This is a genomic window from Streptomyces sp. MNU76 (assembly GCF_020982545.1).
Taxonomy (GTDB): domain Bacteria; phylum Actinomycetota; class Actinomycetes; order Streptomycetales; family Streptomycetaceae; genus Streptomyces.
Map to the genome: position 1 here is coordinate 578,433 of NZ_JAJKLK010000003.1, position 16,748 is coordinate 595,180.

At 71.5% G+C, this 16,748-nt stretch carries 14 protein-coding genes and 2 pseudogenes; 3 read left to right on the plus strand and 13 right to left on the minus strand.

What is annotated here, in order from left to right; genetic code table 11:
* Window positions 1–3: 3 nt before the first annotated feature.
* The 11 genes and pseudogenes from E4N62_RS08885 to E4N62_RS08935 form a co-directional block, all read right to left on the minus strand.
* Window positions 4–423: a molybdopterin-binding protein gene (locus E4N62_RS08885; RefSeq protein ID WP_230213391.1), complete on the minus strand. Its 420-nt coding sequence runs from the start codon at window positions 421–423 to the stop codon at window positions 4–6.
* A gap of 129 nt (window positions 424–552) precedes the next feature.
* Window positions 553–1,634: pseudogene (locus E4N62_RS08890) on the minus strand (ABC transporter ATP-binding protein).
* Window positions 1,616–2,527, minus strand: a complete 912-nt coding sequence (locus tag E4N62_RS08895; protein ID WP_230213392.1) for an ABC transporter permease — start codon at window positions 2,525–2,527, stop codon at window positions 1,616–1,618. Before E4N62_RS08895 ends, E4N62_RS08890 begins: the two are co-directional and overlap by 19 nt.
* The gene (gene modA, locus E4N62_RS08900; protein WP_230213393.1) at window positions 2,524–3,351 is read right to left on the minus strand and encodes a molybdate ABC transporter substrate-binding protein; all 828 of its coding nucleotides are present in this window, start codon (window positions 3,349–3,351) and stop codon (window positions 2,524–2,526) included. Before modA ends, E4N62_RS08895 begins: the two co-directional genes overlap by 4 nt.
* 234 nt (window positions 3,352–3,585) lie before the next feature.
* Window positions 3,586–4,707: a peptidoglycan bridge formation glycyltransferase FemA/FemB family protein gene (locus E4N62_RS08905; protein WP_230213394.1), complete on the minus strand. Its 1,122-nt coding sequence runs from the start codon at window positions 4,705–4,707 to the stop codon at window positions 3,586–3,588.
* Window positions 4,708–4,904: 197 nt separating this feature from the next.
* Window positions 4,905–5,801 carry an arsenite methyltransferase gene (gene arsM / locus E4N62_RS08910; RefSeq protein ID WP_230213395.1) on the minus strand — a complete coding sequence of 299 codons (897 nt, stop codon included), beginning with the start codon at window positions 5,799–5,801 and terminating at the stop codon, window positions 4,905–4,907.
* A 392-nt stretch (window positions 5,802–6,193) separates the two neighbouring features.
* The gene (locus E4N62_RS08915) at window positions 6,194–7,300 is read right to left on the minus strand and encodes an AraC family transcriptional regulator (RefSeq protein ID WP_230213396.1); all 1,107 of its coding nucleotides are present in this window, start codon (window positions 7,298–7,300) and stop codon (window positions 6,194–6,196) included.
* 61 nt (window positions 7,301–7,361) lie between these two features.
* A complete protein-coding gene (locus E4N62_RS08920) occupies window positions 7,362–8,795 on the minus strand; it encodes an aldehyde dehydrogenase family protein (RefSeq protein WP_230214070.1) in 1,434 nt (477 codons plus the stop codon).
* A gap of 26 nt (window positions 8,796–8,821) precedes the next feature.
* Window positions 8,822–9,700: an SDR family NAD(P)-dependent oxidoreductase gene (locus tag E4N62_RS08925; RefSeq protein ID WP_230213397.1), complete on the minus strand. Its 879-nt coding sequence runs from the start codon at window positions 9,698–9,700 to the stop codon at window positions 8,822–8,824.
* Entirely contained in the window at window positions 9,697–11,043 is a 1,347-nt protein-coding gene (locus tag E4N62_RS08930) for an NAD(P)/FAD-dependent oxidoreductase (RefSeq protein WP_230213398.1), read from the minus strand. Before E4N62_RS08930 ends, E4N62_RS08925 begins: the two co-directional genes overlap by 4 nt.
* Before the next feature lie 549 nt (window positions 11,044–11,592).
* Complete coding sequence (locus tag E4N62_RS08935; protein WP_230213399.1) at window positions 11,593–12,006, minus strand: TraR/DksA C4-type zinc finger protein; 414 nt, start codon at window positions 12,004–12,006, stop codon at window positions 11,593–11,595.
* 285 nt (window positions 12,007–12,291) lie between these two features.
* Here E4N62_RS08935 and E4N62_RS08940 point away from each other — a divergent pair, with 285 nt between their 5' ends.
* Together E4N62_RS08940 and E4N62_RS08945 are read left to right on the plus strand one after the other, a co-directional pair.
* Entirely contained in the window at window positions 12,292–13,236 is a 945-nt protein-coding gene (locus tag E4N62_RS08940; protein ID WP_230213400.1) for an RNA polymerase sigma-70 factor, read from the plus strand.
* Window positions 13,237–13,391: 155 nt separating this feature from the next.
* Window positions 13,392–14,648 (plus strand): NAD(P)/FAD-dependent oxidoreductase, encoded by a 1,257-nt coding sequence (locus tag E4N62_RS08945; RefSeq protein ID WP_230213401.1) that lies wholly within the window; start codon window positions 13,392–13,394, stop codon window positions 14,646–14,648.
* 271 nt (window positions 14,649–14,919) lie between these two features.
* Here the strand turns inward: E4N62_RS08945 and E4N62_RS08950 are convergent.
* Both E4N62_RS08950 and E4N62_RS08955 read right to left on the minus strand, forming a co-directional pair.
* A pseudogene (locus E4N62_RS08950) lies at window positions 14,920–15,311 on the minus strand (amino acid transporter); the annotation flags it as partial.
* A gap of 204 nt (window positions 15,312–15,515) precedes the next feature.
* Window positions 15,516–16,181: a DUF4097 family beta strand repeat-containing protein gene (locus E4N62_RS08955; RefSeq protein WP_230214071.1), complete on the minus strand. Its 666-nt coding sequence runs from the start codon at window positions 16,179–16,181 to the stop codon at window positions 15,516–15,518.
* Between the two features lie 445 nt (window positions 16,182–16,626).
* Between E4N62_RS08955 and kdpF the strand changes: the two genes are divergently transcribed.
* Entirely contained in the window at window positions 16,627–16,716 is a 90-nt protein-coding gene (gene kdpF, locus E4N62_RS08960; protein WP_230213402.1) for a K(+)-transporting ATPase subunit F, read from the plus strand.
* Window positions 16,717–16,748: the final 32 nt, after the last annotated feature.

Consider the following 16,748-nt stretch of genomic DNA (forward strand, 5'->3'; position numbering starts at 1 on the left):
TGCCTAGACGGTCGCGAGGGAGACCTCCGTCGACTTGAACAGCGCGGTGACGGCGGAGCCCGCCGCCAGACCGAGTTCGGTGACCGCGTCCTTCGTGATCGCGGCGGTCAGCTCGCCGCCCTCGACCGAGACCCTCACCGCCGCCATGGCGGAGCCCGTGGTCACCTCGCGCACGGTGCCGGGGAGCCGGTTGCGGATGGACAGCCCGTCCACGGGGCCGGTGGCCAGCGACACGTCGGTGGCCTTGACCAGCGTGCGTACGGTCGTGCCCGCGGTCAGGCCGAGGCCTTCCACGGCGTCGAGGGTGATCGCGGCGGTGACCTCCTGTCCGCCGTCGAGGCGGACCCTGACGGTCGCCATGGCCTCCCCCGGGGTGACGGTGGTGATGGTGCCGTGCAGTTGATTGCGGATGCTCAGGCTCATGAGGGAACACCTCGCAGCGGGTGACGGATCCGACCGGTGTCGGACGGCCGGCCTCTGGACGGCCGTGCGGCCCACCGTAGCCCCGGGTGTCGCCTCGCGCCCGCGAGGCGACACCCGCGCCGTCCCTCGTCAGGCGGGGTAGGCGTGCGTCTGGCTCGCCTTGACCGTCGCCCAGATCTCCGTGCCCGGGTGGATGCCGAGCTCCGCCGCCGCGACGGTCGTCAGATCGACGGCCAGGGCGAGTTCACCGGCGAGGGAGGCCCGGATCTGGTCGCCGTGGGCCTCCATGCCGGTGACCTCGCAGTGCCAGAGGTTGCGGGCGCTGGAGCCGGTGGGCCGGTCCCGGTGGAGGGTGACGGCGCTGGGCGGAAAGGCGACGAACACCGGGCCGGTCAGGTTCTCCGTCGTCGTGATCGCCGGTCCGTCGGGGAGGTGGACGGTGTGGCCGCGCGCCTCACCCCGGTAGAGGTTGAGGCCGACGAGGTGGGCGATGTAGTCCGTACGGGGATGGCGGGCGATGTGGGAGGGGGTGCCCTCCTGGACGACGTGGCCGTCCTCGATGACGACGAGACGGTCCGCCAGGACCATGGCGTCCAGCGGGTCGTGGGTGACGAGCACGGCGACGGCCTCGAAGTCGGCCAGGTGGCGCCGGAGTTGGGCGCGGACGTCGAGGCGGGTGCGGGCGTCGAGGGCGGCGAGGGGCTCGTCGAGGAGGAGCAGCCGGGGCGGGTGGCCAGGGCGCGGGCGAGGGCCACGCGCTGCGCCTGGCCGCCGGAGAGCCGCCGGGGCTTGTTTCCGGCCTGGGCGGCGAGGCCCATCCGCTCCAGCCACTTCGCTGCCCGCGCCCGCGCCTCCGCCTTGCTCGCGCCGTGGCAGCGGGGGCCGAAGGCCACGTTGTCGAGGGCGGTGAGGTGCGGGAAGAGGAGATAGTCCTGGAAGACCACGCCGACCGGGCGTGACTCCGGTGGCCGGCCGTCCAGCTCGGCGCCGTCCAGTCGCAGCCGGCCACCGCCCGACAGCGGCACGAGCCCGGCGAGGGCCCGTAGCGCCGTCGTCTTGCCGGCGCCGTTGGGGCCGAGCAGCGCCACCACGTCACCGGGCGCGGCGGTCAGCGTCACATCGAGACGGAACGACGCGCCGCGTACGACCACCAGCCGGGCGTCGAGACCCTCGCCGGGGTTCCCGTCGTCGGTCATGAGGCGGTCATCCATCGGTCACGCAGCCCTCCGAGCACCGCGATCGACACGGCCAGCAGGACCAGGCTGAGGGCGATCGCCGCCTCCGGATCGTTCTGGAGGGCGAGGTAGACGGCGAGGGGCATGGTCTGGGTACGGCCGGGGAAGTTGCCGGCGAAGGTGATGGTCGCCCCGAACTCGCCCAGAGCGCGGGCCCACGCCAGTACGGCGCCCGCCGCGACCCCGGGCGCGATCAGCGGCAGCGTGACCCGGCGGAACGCCGTGAACCGGGAGGCCCCCAGCGTGGCCGCGGCCTCCTCGTACCGGGGGTCGGCTGCCCGTAGCGTGCCCTCCACGCTGATGACCAGGAACGGCATCGCCACGAACGCCTCGGCCACCACGACCCCGGCCGTGGTGAACGGCAGGGTGATCCCGAACCAGTCGTCCAGCCACTGCCCGACGACCCCGTTGCGGCCGAGCGCCATCAGCAGTGCCACACCGCCGACCACCGGGGGCAGGACGAGGGGGAGGGTGACGAGGGCCCGTACGAGACCGCGTCCGGGGAAGTCCACCCGGGCCAGCAGCCAGGCCAGCGGCACCCCGAGGACCAGACTCACGGCCGTGGCCGCCGTGGCGCACACGAGCGACAGCTTCAGCGCCTGCCACACCTCGGGGCTGGTGAGCAGGTCGGGCATGCTGCGCCAGGGCGCCCGGATCAGGAGGGCGACGAGCGGGAGGACGAGGAGGACGAGGCCGATCAGCGCGGGCAGGAGCAGGGGGAGCGGGACACCCCCGTGGCGCCCGGGGAACCCTCCGCGTCCGGGAAGCCACCCGCGTCCGGGGACGCGCCGACGCCGCGGACCCCCGCCCAGGGTGTCCGCGGTGCCGGCCCCCTGAGAGGAAGAGGCGGAAGGAGAAGGGGACGTCACGGCTCCAGGAACCCGGCCTCGGTCAGGACCTTCTGGCCCTCGGCGGACCGCACGAGCGCGATGAACGCCCTGGCGGCGTCGGTGTTCTCCGACTCCCTGAGCAGGGTGATGGGGTAGTCGGTGATGGCGTCGGCGGACTCGGGGAACTCCACACCCTCCACCTTCTCACCGGCCGCCCGCACATCGGTCTTGTAGACGACCGCCGCGTCGGCCTCCTTCAGCACCACCTTGTTGAGCGCGGACCTCACGTCCTCCTCGTACGACACCGGCGTGAGCTTCAGCTTGCTCGCGTCGAGGGCCTTCCGCGCGGCGGCGCCGCAGGGCACGGCCTCGTCGCAGAGCACGACCTTCAGATCGGAGCCGTTCAGATCCTCGAGGGAGGAGATCCTGTCGGGGTTGCCGGGGAGGGTGGCGATCTCCAGCTGGTTGCGGGCGAAGGTCTCGGGTGTGCTGGAGGCGTCACCGGCATCGGTCACGACGGCCATCGTCCTGGGGCTGGCGGAGGCGAACACGTCCGCCGGGGCGCCGCCGGTGATGCCGGCGGCGAGCGCGTCGCTGCCGCCGAAGTTGAACGTCACCTTCGTCCCGGGGTGCTCCTTCTCGAACTGCTCGCCCAGCGTCGTGAAGCTCTCCTTGAGCGAGGCGGCGGCGAAGACGGTCACCTCCCCGGACAGCTCGTCCGAGCCGGAGGAGTCCGACTTCGCGGAGGAGTCGGAGTCGGAGGAACCACAGGCGCTCAGGGCCAGCAGGGCGGCGCCACCGACCCCGACTGCCCGCAGGGTCCGCCTGGTCGTACGGGTCCGGCGTACGGCACGGGTCGTCACGGGTCCACTCCCTCTGGTCCTGCGCGGACTGCACGGACTGAACGGACTCGGCGACGGTCAACGCCCCTGATCAACTGGTCGACGCTCGCCGTCCCCGATTCCGTAGCTAGGTCTGCGCAGATGATAATGCCGCAAGTGCCAGGTGTATGCCATCAGTGTCATCGCATGAGCCGGGCCTTCTGATGCTCGGCATGGCATGTGCGTTCGCACAAGAGGACCGGGCGGCCGACGGGATCAGCGGCGGGACATGTAGAGGTCGAAGGCCTTGTGCAGGACCTTGTTGAGCGGGAAGTCCCACTCGCCGAGGTATTCGACGGCCTCGCCGCCGCTGCCGGACTTGAACCGCAGGAGTCCCAGCAGGTGGTTGCTCTCCTCCAGCGTGTCGGTGATGCCGCGGAAGTCGTAGACGCCGGCGCCGAGCGCGTGGGCGTCGGTCATCATCCGCCACTGGACGGCGTTGTTGGGCTGCACCTCGCGCTTGCGGCTGGTGGAGGCGCCGTAGGAGTACCAGGCGTGTGTGCCGACGGTCAGCATCGTGGCCGCCGCGAGTACCTCGCCCTCGTGGTGGGCGAGGTACAGGCGCATACGGTCGGTGTCCTCCGAGGTCAACGCGGTCCACATGCGCTGGAAGTACGCCAGGGGACGGGGGATGAACCGGTCCCGGCCGGCGGTCTCCACGTAGATCTCGTGGAAGGCGGGCAGATCCTCGTACGCGCCCCGCACGACCGTGACGCCTGCCTTCTCCGCCTTCTTGATGTTGCGGCGCCACTGCTGGTTGAGGCCCTGCTGGATCTCCTCCAACGACCGTCCCGAGAAAGGGACTTGGAAGACGTAGCGCGGCTGGCCGGCGGCGAAGCCGTCCTCGCCTCCGGGCTCGGCCGTCCGCCAGCCCATGCGGCGCAACCGGTCGGCGATGCCGGCGGACCCCGGCTCGTGCACGGTGGCCTCCACGTCCCCCAGCCGCCTCGCCCCCGGGTCGGCGATCGCCGCCTTGACCGCCTCGGCACTCCAGCGACGGGTCACCACCGGCGGCCCCATCTTCACCGAGAACGCGCCCTGCTCCTTCAGATAGCCGAGCATCGGCTCCAGCCAGCGCTGAAGATCCGGCGCGGTCCAGTCGATGACCGGCCCCTCGGGCAGGTAGGCGAGGTACCGCCGCAACTTCGGCAAGGGCCGCAGCAGCACCAGGCCCACGCCGACCAGTCGGTCGCTCTCGTCGAACCAGCCGAGGCTCCGCGCCCGCCAGTCCGGCTTCACATCGCCCCACGAGGGCACCTGCATGTGGCTGACCGAGGGCCGGGCCCGGACGAAGGCCAGATGATCCTCACGGGTGATCGCCTTCAGGCGCAGGCTCATACGCGGCGCTCCTTCGCTCGGCGCACCAGCCTACTTAAGGCGCGGGGCTCGACCGGGTCTGCGCACGTACGCGAGTCGCCGTCACGCCCGGGAGCAGGCACGGGCCGCCCCCGCGCGGTCACCGCCGTGCCCTCGATGTCCACCGTGGGCATGGGCCAGGGCCCTCCGGTGCGAAGGGCCCTGGGGCGGTGTCGGCGTCAGTTCTGGCAACCGCATCCCGAGGTGGTCTTGGCCTCGATCACGGTGAGGCCGGGGTCGACCGCGGTCTCGGCCGGCGTACAGCAGGCCTCGACGCCGCAGCACGCGGCACTCGACTCGGCGGCCGGACGGCCGCTTTCGGCGGTCACCGGCTTCGTGGCACGGACGATCGCGGAGTGCATGCCGTCGGCGACCGGGTGGGTCGGGGTGATCTCGACGTCGGTGAACCCGGCGGCTTCGAGTCCGGCGCGGTATTCGGCGAACGAGAGGGCGCCGGCGATGCAGCCGACGTAGTCGCCGCGCTCGGCCCGCTGGTCGGGCGTGAGGGTGTCGTCGGCGACGACGTCGGAGACGCCGATCCGGCCGCCGGGCCTGAGGATGCGGAAGGTCTCGGCGAAGACGGCGGGCTTGTCGGTGGACAGGTTGATCACACAGTTGGAGATGACGACGTCGATCGTGTTCGCGGGCAGCGGGATCGCCTCGATGGTGCCCTTGAGGAACTCGACGTTCGCCGCGCCGGCCTTCGCCGCGTTGGCGAGAGCCAGGGCGAGCATCTCCTCGGTCATGTCCAGCCCGTACGCCTTGCCGGTGGGGCCGACGCGGCGGGCGGAGAGCAGGACGTCGATGCCGCCGCCGGAACCGAGGTCCAGGACGCGTTCGCCTTCGCGGAGTTCGGCGACGGCGGTGGGGTTGCCGCAGCCGAGGGAGGCGGCCACGGCCTCGGCGGGCAGGGCGTCGCGCTCGTCGGCGGCGTAGAGGGTGGAGCCGAAGTTCTCGTCGACCTCGACGGGCTCGGGTCCGCAGCAGGTGGTGCCGCCTTCGGTGACCTTCACGACTGCGGCGGCGTACCGCCGGCGGACGGTTTCGCGCAGGTCGGTGGTGCTCTGCTCGCTCATGACTTCACTCCTGGATGACGGGCATGGCGGTGCCCGGAACGGCTTGAACGGCTTGTATTGACGTCCATTGATGCAATCTTTCGCCTTGAATCGAAAAACGTCAACATAGAGACATGTCGAAACAAGAGATTGCGGTGATCGGGGTCGGCCGGTGCAGCCGCCGGCCCCGTTGCCGTCCACCGGTCGGCAACGGGGCTGTGCGGGCGATCAGCCGCAGGTGGCCGACGGCGTCATGCCAGGCCGACAGCAGTGGCCGGAGACGTCAGTGCCCCGGTGACCCTGCCGACCAGTCCCTCGAAGGTGGCGGGCGCACGTGGAGTCTCGGTGGTCGAGAGTCGCGTTCCGGCCTCGGGCGGAGAAGCGGCTGTACGCAAGCTCGGCAAGGCGTCCGGTTACGACTGGTCGCCTAGTTCGCCGCGTCCCTGACTCGGCGTTGTTCCCGCCGTCTGCGAAGAGAAGCCCGCGCGCAGCTGCAACGGCGCCATGCCGTGCCAGCGGCGGACAGCCCGGCGCAGGGCGCGTTCGTCGGAGAAGCCCGCCTGGCGGGCCACCTCGCGGAGGGTGAGGTGAGGGCGGTGCAGGAGCAGTTCGACGCGCTCCCGGCGGACGCCCTCGACGATCGCCTCGTAGGAGGTGCCGCAGTCGGCCAGGCGGCGGCGCAGCGTCCGCTCGCTCGACGCGTGTCGGCGGGCCTGCTCGGAGAAGGAGGGGACGAACGGGAGGCTCTGCGCGACGGAGATCTCCAGGATCTCCAGCAGGTCCTGCTGGCGACGGCGGGAGGCCATCTGCCCTTCGAGGAGTTCGAGGGTCGCGGCGTAGGTGACCGGATCGCGGCCCGGCATCGGCCGGTTGATCCATGCCTGCGGTACCACCAGCCGGTTGTGGGAGGCGCCGAAGTGCAGGGGGCAGCGGAAGAGGTCGCGGAAGGGCTGGACGTCGCGCGGGGCGGCGAAGGCGAAGTGGACCTCCTGGGGTGCGAGGCCGGCGTCGGCGGCGAGGCGGCCCAGGGTGACGACGCTCGAAAACGCCTCCTCGACAAGGAAGACGGCGACGTTCGGGTCGATCATCGGGTCCGGGAGGTCGGCCCGGATCACGTAGTCGGAGCCCTCCCGGCCCGCCGACCAGACCGTCATCGCCCCGGACACGTTCTGGAAGCGGACCCCCGCCTCGATCGCGACCTGGAGGGTGTCGCTGGCGAGCATGGCGAAGCCCACCAGCCCCCAGGCGGTGAGGTGCTGCGCGGCTCCGACCCGCAGGCCCAGGTTCTCGTCCCCGGTGAGTTCGACAGCGCGCCGGATGACGGCACTGCCCTGGCGGTAGGAGACGCGCAGGGCCGCCGAGCGCATCAGGGTCTCGGTGAGACCGACCTGGGACAGTTCCGGCTGTAGGTCGACTCCGTACTCCTCGGTGATCTGGCCCAGATAGCGCAGAATGTTCGGGGAGATCGTCGCCGACGTGCTGCGGGTGGTGCTGTTCTCCGGACGGGTTGCCTCGGTCATGGCTTCTCTCCAGGGCCGTACTCGCGACCACCTTAGGCAGCTGTGTCCGGGTTCGGCCGCGCTAGCGGGTACGGATCCAGACGGTCTTCTCCCTTGTCCACTGCCCGAAGGCGTCGGTGGACCGCTCCGCCCCACCGAATCCGGACTGTTTCCAGCCACCGAAGGGGGCGGTGATGTCGCCCTCGCTGTAGCAGTTGACGGAGACCACTCCGGCCTGGATGCCGCGGGCGAGACGGAAGGCGGTGTCGAGGTCGTGGGTCCACAGTGAGGCGGCAAGGCCGTAGGGGGTGGCGTTCGCCGTCCGGATCGCCTCCCGCTTGGAGGCGAAGGTCTGGACGGTGACCACGGGGCCGAACAGTTCCTCGGTGAGGACCCCGCTGCCGTCGGGGGCGCCGACGACGACGGTGGGCGGGTAGTACGCCCCGTGCGGGTGCAGGCCCGCCGGCAACCCGGCGGTGTGGGCCACGGCTCCGGCGGCGACCGCCTCGTCCACGGCGCGGGCGACCCGGTCTCGCGCCGCAGTGCTGATCAGCGGTCCCGTGCGGGTGTCCGGCTCGGCCGGGTCGCCGATGACCAGGGCCCCGGCGGCGGCCGTGAACCGTGCGACGACCTCGGCGGCGATGTCCTCGTGGACCAGGATCCGGGAGCCGGCCGTGCAGTTCTGTCCCATCGTCAGGAACGCGGCTTCGATCATGTCGTCGATGAGGTCGACGCCGAAGTCGAGCGCGTCCGGCATCAGCACCTGGGGGCTCTTGCCGCCCATCTCCAGGAAGACCCGCTTGAAGTTGGTCTCCGCGGCGTCGGCCAGGATCCGCCGTCCGGTCGCCGTCGAGCCGGTGAACGAGAGCGCGCCGATCCCGGGGTGTCGGGCGAGCGCCCGGCCGGCTTGCGCGCCGTAGCCGGGCAGCACGGCGAGGGTGCCGTCCGGCAGCCCCGCCTCCGTCGCCAGCCGGGCCACGTGGAGGGCCGAGCGCGGGGTCGCCTCGGCAGGCTTGAGCAGCAGGCTGTTGCCCGCGGCGAGGGCGGGCCCGATCTTCCAGGCGGCCATGGCGAGCGGGTAGTTCCAGGGGAGGACGGCGGCGACCGCTCCGACGGGTTCCCGGCTCATCAGACCCAGGTGGTCGTGGCTGGTGGGGGCGGTGCGGCCGAAGACCTTGTCGGCCGCCTCCGCGAACCAGCGGATCGACTCGATCGCGCCCGGCACATCGCCGGTACGGCACTCCGTGATGGGTTTGCCCGCGTCCTCGCAGTCCAGGCGGGCCAGGATCTCGGCATCGCGTTCCATCAGCTCGGCGAGGCGCAGCAGGACCGCGGCCCGCTCCCGGGGCGGCCGGGCCGCCCACACCCCGCTGTCGAAGACGCGGTGCGCCTGGTCCACGGCCGTGTCCACCTCGCCCGCGGTGGCGGCGGGCAGGGTGTCGAGGATCTCCCCGGTGGCCGGGTTGATGACGGTGAGCAGGCGGTCGTCCGGGCGGGTGTTCGTGTCGGTGTTCATGTCGGCGTTCGTGTCGGTGTTCATGGTCATGCCTCCTGCACCAGTTCCCAGCGGCCGTCGACCTGCCGGGCCAGTCCTCTGCGCCGCAGGTCCTCCAGGTACCGGGCCAGGCCGCGTTCGCCGCGCTTGCGGAAGAGCGGGAGAAGGCTGGGGAGAAGGTTCGGCACCAGCATGGAGAAGCGGACCAGGAGCGCTTCGCCGACGCGTGGATACGCCTCGAGCCGCGGCCGGTCGAGCAGGCTCACCACCGCGGCGGCGACGTCGGACGGCTGCTGCGGGGGGTCCTGGAACTGCAGGGAGTTGCCGCCGCCGACGGCCTCCCGGCGCAGCATCGGGGTGTCGGTGGCCGACGGCAGCACCGAGCCGACGCGAATGCCCTTGGCGCCCAGGTCGAGGGCGATGGACAGCATCGCGCCGCGCAGCCCGAACTTCGACGCCGCGTAGATCGGAGTCTCCCCCTGGGGGAAGATGCCGGCGAGGGACACCGTGGTGACGACGCGGGGATCGGCGGAGGCCATCAGCAGGGGAATGGCCAGCCGGGTGGCCACCAGCGGAGAGATCATGTTGAGATCGATCTCCCGCTCGATGGTCTCCACCGGGCGCACGTCGAACCGCTCGGTGCTGGTCATACCGACGTTGTTGACCAGCACATCGAGGCGGCCGAAGGCGGCGGCGACCTGTTCGAAGAGGTCCGCGATCCCGGCCCGGTCCAGCAGGTCGCAGCCGAGGCCCAGGTGACCGGCGCCGGGCAGGGTGTCCGCGACCCGCCGCGCGCGCTCACCGTCGATGTCGACGACGACGCACACCGCGCCGCCGCTCGCGAACCGCCGACACAGCGCGCTGCCGATGCCACCCGCGCCGCCGGTCACCAGCATCACCTTGCCGGCGTAGTCGTAGCCGCTCATGCCACCGTCTCCTTGCTGCGGACCACCGGCACCGCCGGAGCGCGTCCCTCGGTGGGCCAGCCCAGGGCGGCGGCGACCTTGGTGACGTACTTGGTGTACGCGGCGCTGTCGACGTAGCCGGTGTGGCGCGGGGAGTCCACGAACCGCAGACCGCCGGTCAGGTCCGGGCGGTCGCTGCGAATCATGCGGGCGAAGCGCTCGGCGTTCGGCATGCCCCGGCGGCTGTCCTGGATAAACCCGGCGATCAACTGGGCCTGAGCGTCGAAGAGTTGGTAGGCGCCGGAGTTGGTCTCGATGAAGCCGACGCCGAACAGCCCCTCGTGCTCGCGGGAGAACGACGACAGGTACAGGTCGGGGTGCTGCTCGTCGCCGAAGTAGGCCTGCGCGACGGGCACTTTGTGCACATAGCCGGTCGCCAGCAGGATCAGGTCGAAGTCGTTGCTGCTGCCGTCGGTGAAGTGGACGGTGCGGCCCTCGGCGCGCAGGACGCCCGGCCGCGCGGTGATGTCGCCGTGCTGCAGGTGGTGCAGGAGCATCGAGTTGACCGTGGGGTGGGTCTCGAAGAGCTTGTGGTCCGGCTTCTGCAGGCCGAGGCGGGTCGGATCGCCGTTGACGATCCGCAGGAGTGCGCCGAACAGCCTCTGCTCCAGCCACTTCGGCATCCGGGGACCGACGCCTTCGAGGGTGTCCACGGGCCTGCCGAACAGGTGTTTGGGGATGAACCAGTAACCGCGGCGCATGCTGATCTCCGCGTGGTCGGCGGCACGGGCCGCGTCACAGGCGATGTCGCAGCCGGAGTTGCCCCCGCCGACCACCAGGACCCGCTTGCCGCGCAGCTCGTCGCTGCTGCGGTAGCCGACCGTGTGCCGGATCTCGCCGCTGAAGTCACCCGGGATCTCGGGGATGTTGGGGTGCCACTGCGAGCCGGTGCAGACCACCACCTGCGCGTGGCGGCTGGTGCGCCCGTCGGCACGGGTGACCGTCCAGGTGCCGTCCGCGTTCTTCGCCACGTCGCGCACGGCGGTGCCGAACTCGATGCGTTCCGAGAGCCCGTACGCGTCGGCGAACGACGTCAGATACGACAGGATCTGCCGCCGCGGCGGGTAGTCGGCGAAGTGGTCGGGCATCGGCCAGCCGCCGAAGCCCGAGAGGGTCTTGCTGGAGACGAAATGGGCCGACTCGTACATCGGGCTGCCCGGGTTGTCGATGTCCCACAGGCCGCCCGGACCGGTGTGCCGCTCGATGTGCGTGTAGGGGAGCCGTCGCTCACCGAGCGCTCGTGCCACTGCCAGCCCAGCGGGACCGGCACCGATGACACACGTGTCGAATTCGGACTCCTTCACGAGTCCACCTCCTCTCGTCGCCACTGTCGGCGTGGGAGGAACTTAGGCAGCACGCAAGCACCGGCGGACTGGCCCGTGCGGCCACAAAGGGGGCCGCAGCGGCCAGCCCACTGACCGCCCCGGCGCGCCACAGACCGATGCCCTGCCACCCGGCCGACGGCGAACCCGCCCCGTGAGACACCCCAGCCCGTCCGCTTCATGACCGTCGGGCTGTCGGGCTGTCGGCTCCCGGCCCCCAGCCCCCAGCCGTCCGTTTCCGGTCGCGCGCGCCCTCGGTACCTGGCCCTGGGCCTTTCGCTCTTGGCCATACCTCTCCTCCGTCTACGCCGCCTGGAGCGCCGCGGGCGTGGCTGCCGCGCTGCTGACGGCGGGCGCCTCCCGGCTGGGCTGGCCTGTCCAGTACGTCCTGACCGCGCACGCCGTACTCGTGGCACTCCTCGCGACGAAGGAGAGTGACCGGAGGGCCTGTCCGGGTTGCCGTGCCGGCTCCGCCCCCCACCGGGGTGGCCTGTGGGGGGATCGGCACGAGCCGGTGTCAGGCGTCAGGCGTCACGCGGTGCGCGGTGGCCGACGGGGGTCGGAACCGGCGCAGCGGACGCATGTGGTCGCCGCCGGGCGGATCTCCAGACGCTCGGGCGGAATCGTCGTCCCGCAGTTCTCGCACCGCCCGTACTCTCCACGTTCGAGGCGCTCCAGGGCCCGGTCCAGCTCCGCCAGATGCTCGCGGGCCTGCGCCATCAGGGAGGCCACATGGGCCCGCTCGAAGGCGGTGGTGCCTCCCTCGGGGTCGTGCTCGTCGTCCACCGCGACCAGGGCGTTCGCCGCGACGATCCCGTCGAAGTCGCGGCTCAGCGCGGCCGCGCGAGCGAGGGTCTCGGCACGGGCGGCCGCGAGGCGTGCGCGGGTGGCCGAGGAGGTGGACGGGCCGGGGTCGTCGGGACGGTGCTGGGATGCGTCACCCATGCTGCGAGAACGTCGATACGCGGTGCACGATTCCCAGGCGGCAGGCGGCAGGCGGCAGGCGGCAGGCGGCAGGCGGCAGGCGGCAGGCGGCAGGCGGCCTGCCAGCAGTCTTCGGCCGTCGGCCAGCAGCCGTCGGCCAGCAAGTCGCCGACAGTCCGGTCGCCAAGCCGGTCGGCCTCGCGGCCTCGCGGCCCCTCGACCACTCCGCTCGCGCGGAACCCTCCCATCCCTCCGTTCGCTCCCAATCGATCACGGTCGTCGGCGGCACCCTCTAGGATCCGAAGCATGGCGCTGACGACGCACGACGTGGATCGGTTCGAGGCGACGAGGCCCCGTCTGGAGGCGATCGCCTACCGCCTCCTCGGCTCGGCGGGCGAGGCGGAGGACGCCGTGCAGGAGACGTTCCTGCGCTGGCAGGCGGCCGACGTCGACCGGGTCGAGGTGCCCGAGGCCTGGCTGACGAAGGTGCTCACCAACCTGTGCCTCAACCAGCTCACCTCGGCCCGCGCACGCCGGGAGAGCTACGTGGGCCAGTGGCTGCCCGAGCCGCTGCTCGCCGGCGACCCGATGCTCGGTCCCGCCGACACCGTCGAGCAGCGCGAGTCCGTCTCGTACGCAGTCCTGACCCTGCTGGAGCGCCTCACCCCCAACGAGCGGGCGGTCTACGTGCTGAAGGAGGCCTTCGACTACCCGCACCGGGAGATCGCCGAGATCCTCGACATCAGCGAGGCGGCCAGCCAGCAGATCTTCCACCGCGCGAAGAAGCACGTGGCGGCGGGCAAGACCCGTACGGAGATCGACGAGGCGGCGGCCCGGCGGATCGTCGAGGAGTTCCTCGCGGCGGCCACCAGCGGGAAGACCGAACCGCTGGTGGCGCTGCTGACCTCGGACGCCATCGCGGTCGGCGACGGCGGCGGAAAGGTCCCGGCCCGCGCCAGGGCGTTCGAGGGCGCCCTCGCGGTCGCGAAGTTCATGCGGGGCCTGTTCAAGCCGGCCCCGCAGAAGCGGTCCCTGGTCGGCGGCTCGCCCGAGATCCACATCTCGACGGCCAACGGCGGCCCCGCGGTCCTCGCGGTCGTCGAGGGCCGCGTCGTCGGGGTCATCTGTCTGGAGATCGGTACGGAGGGCATCGTCGCGTTCCGCAGTCAGGTCAACCCCGACAAGCTGGAGCGCGCGACCGAGGTGTGGGCGGCCACCGACCACGGAGAGCCGCTGTTCCACGCGTTCTGAGCCTCTGCGCGCCTGCCCGCCCGCGTCGTCCTGAGCCCCCACGGCGGGTGTGACCTGCTTCACATTCCCTTTCTGTCAGGAAAACGCGGGCTGCCCGGTTCAAGGGGCGAGACCGAGCAACGGCAAGCATTGACCCGCGCAGACAGGAGCAGGAAATGCAGCAGCACCGCATCATCGTCCTCGGAGCCGGCTACACCGGAGCCTCCGCCGCCGGTCGCCTCGCCAAGCGGCTGCACCGCGCGGACGTCGCGATCACCCTCGTCAACGCCGAGCCCGACTTCGTCGAGCGCGTCCGGATGCACCAGCTCGCGGTCGGCCAGGAGCTCAAGCCCCGCCCCTTCGACGAGATGTTCGAGGGCACCGGCGTCGAGGTGAAGCTCGCCGAGGTCGCCGGTATCGACGCCGACCGCAGGACCGTCACCGTGGTCGACGCGCAGGGCGCCGCGCGGCAGGAACTGGAATACGACACCCTCGTCTACGCCCTCGGCAGCGGCTGGAACCCTCAGGGCGTCCCCGGTACCGCCGAGCACGCCCACGAGATCTCCAGCCGGCCCGGCGCGCTCCGGCTGCGCGAGCGGCTGGCCCGGCTGGACGCGGGACAGCCCGTGGTGATCGTCGGCGGCGGGCTCACCGGCGTGGAGGCCGCCACCGAGATCGCCGAGGCCCGCCCCGACCTGGATGTAGCCCTCGTGGCCCGCGGCGGCTTCGGCGACTGGCTCTCCGACAAGGGGCGAGGGCATCTGCGGAAGGTCTTCGCCGGGCTCGGCATCACCGTGCACGAGCACACCGCCGTCACCGCCGTCGAAGCCGACCGCGTCCTGACCGATGGGACGGCCGTCCCGGCCGCGGTCACCGTCTGGGCCACCGGCTTCGCCGTCCACCCGATCGCCGAGGCCAGCACCCTGGAGGTCTCCGGCACCGGCCAGATCGTGGTCGACGGGACCATGCGTTCGGTCTCGCACCCCGAGGTGTACGCCATCGGTGACGCGGCCTTGGTGATGGGCCCCGGCGACAAGCCGCTGCGGATGTCGTGCGCCTCCGGTGTTCCCACCTCGTGGCAGGCCGCCGACACCATCGCGGCCCGCCTGACCGGCGGAAAGCTCCCGAAGATCGGGATCCGCTACTACCAGCAGTGTGTCTCGCTCGGCCGCAAGGAGGGCCTGATCCAGTTCGTCACCGCGGACGACCGGGCCGTCCCGAAGGCCCTCACCGGCCGCCTCGCCGCCGTCTACAAGGAGTTCATCTGCAAGGGCGCGGCCTGGAGTGTCGCCAACCCGACGGTGGGCATGCCGGTCCGTCGCCGCCGCACGGTACAGCCGACCGGCAGGGTGGCCCGGGCGGCCCGGGCGGGCCGCACGGACGCGGGGTGCCCGGCAGGGCAGGCGGACTCGACGGAGAGGGTCGCGGCTTGAGCCGGACGGCCCGGCCCACCCGGCCGCACGACGGAACGGGGCCCTCGACCAGAGGGCCCCGTTCCGTCGTGCGGCCGGGTGGGCCGTCAGTCAGCATGTACGCGCGGCGGCGTGCGCGGTCGTGTTCCGCCTCGCGCAGGACCTCCCGGGTGACAGGGACGACCTCGCCCTGGCCGAAGAGGAAGAAGCGGAGGAAGTCGGCGAAGGGGCTCGGCGGTCAGCGCGGTCGACCAGTCGGTGACGACCTGGCCCTCGGTGACGACGTGCCACAGGCCGGCGAGCCCAGGAGGGTGAGGACGAAGAGCTTGCCCTTCCAGAACGTCAGCAGGCGTTCCGGCATCGCGATGGAGCCCACGCCCCGGGGACTCTCCTCCGCCACCCGCCGGTACACGGGAGGGCTCCCGCGAGGGTGACGACGACCAGCACGATGGTCGCGATGGGGGAGAGCAGACCGGCCGCCGGCGCGGCGATGCCGGGCTGGTAACCGGGAGTGGAGACATAGTCGACGCCCGTCAGGCGCATCACCCGCCACCAGGGCTGCCCCCGGCGCGCGGGCTCCGGCCGGGCGGGCGGTCCGGCGTGGCCGTCGCCCTTGCCCATGTCGGACAGACCCTCCAGCATCCAGGTGTGCAGGCGCCGTTGAGGGCGTTCGGTGGCGGCCATCGGCGTGCTCCCGGCGCATGGCTCCGTACGGGAAAAGCCATCACGCGGACGGCACCCCCAGCGTAAGCAGAGAGCGACGTCCGGGCCCATGGGAAGCGTGCTCCGAAGGCGTCGAAGGTCCGTCAAGACCTTCGCGCCTTCGCGCCTTCGCGCCTTCGCGCCTCCGTGCCTCCGTGCCTTCGTGCCGCCCTCAGCCGGTGCTGCTCAGAGGCTGCGGGCGGTGATGTCGCCCTGCATCGTGGTGGCGCGGATGTCGAGCTCGGCGGTGCCGTCGTTGCGGAGGGCGTTGCTGACGCGGCCGTACTCGGTGCCGGCGTCCAGGGCGGCCGAGACGTCGGCGGGGGCGCCGACCGTGATGTCCCCGGACTGGGTGAGCAGCACGACCTTGCCGCGCACGGCCTCGGCGATCAGGATGGAGCCCCGCTGCGTGCTGATGTCCGCGGGGCCGCCCAGCCGGCCGACCTCGACGTCGCCGTCGATCGCGGTGAGGCAGAGGCTCGCGACCTCGTCGACCTTGATCCGGCGGTACGCGCCCGTGAAGGCGACGTCACCGAGGCGTCCCTCGGTCCGCAACTCGGCGCTCTCGGACCTGGCCTCGACGTGCGAGCCGACGGGCAGGTGGACGGTGGCATCCAGGGCCCCTGAGAAGCCGACCAGCTTGCTGTCGGGGGCAGCGGTGATGACGTGCAGGACACCGTCGGCGTACGAGACGGTGGTGCGCTCGGCGGTCTTGACGTCGCGCCCCTTGGACGGGTCGGCGGGCAGGACCTCGACGGTGGTGCCGCCGCCGTCGGTGGCGACGAACCGCACGCGCCCGGCAGGGATGTCCAGGACGGCGGAGATGGGGGCGGGGGTCTCGAACTTCTGCATCATGCTCTCCTGTGAATCGAAGTTTCCGATGAAGGAAAAGCTACGTTGCGTTCGTAGATCTAGCAACATAGTTGTTGCGACATGACGCTCTCATTGCAGGTGAAGCTGGTGATTTCGTTGCAGTGGGCTTCGTGCTAAATGCAACGACGGCCGCAGAGGCATTGCAATGAGATGCATGTGAACGCTGCACTCGCTCACGACGCGCGAGAGCGCCGAACAGATCTGGCGCGGACCGGGCCGTATGGGTTCCGTCAAAGCCGGCGACCTGCCCGTAAGGGACCCGTCAACGGGCGGACTCTGCGGCCGAAGAGGGGCTTTCCTCTTAGTCGTCCGATCCTGTTCCTACCCTCTCCTAGGAGTTCGCGATGGCCGATGTGGCCTTCGTCGTCGTCACGGTCGCGGTGTTCGCGCTGGTGGCTCTGGTGGCCAAGGGGGTGACCCGGCTGTGAGCGTCGAGCATGCCGTCGGCCTGATCGTGGCCGTCTCCCTGCTGGGCTATCTCGTCCTCGCCCTGATCTTCCCGGAGAGGTTCTGACAGTGACATCAGCTGCTGCCGCAGCGGGGGGC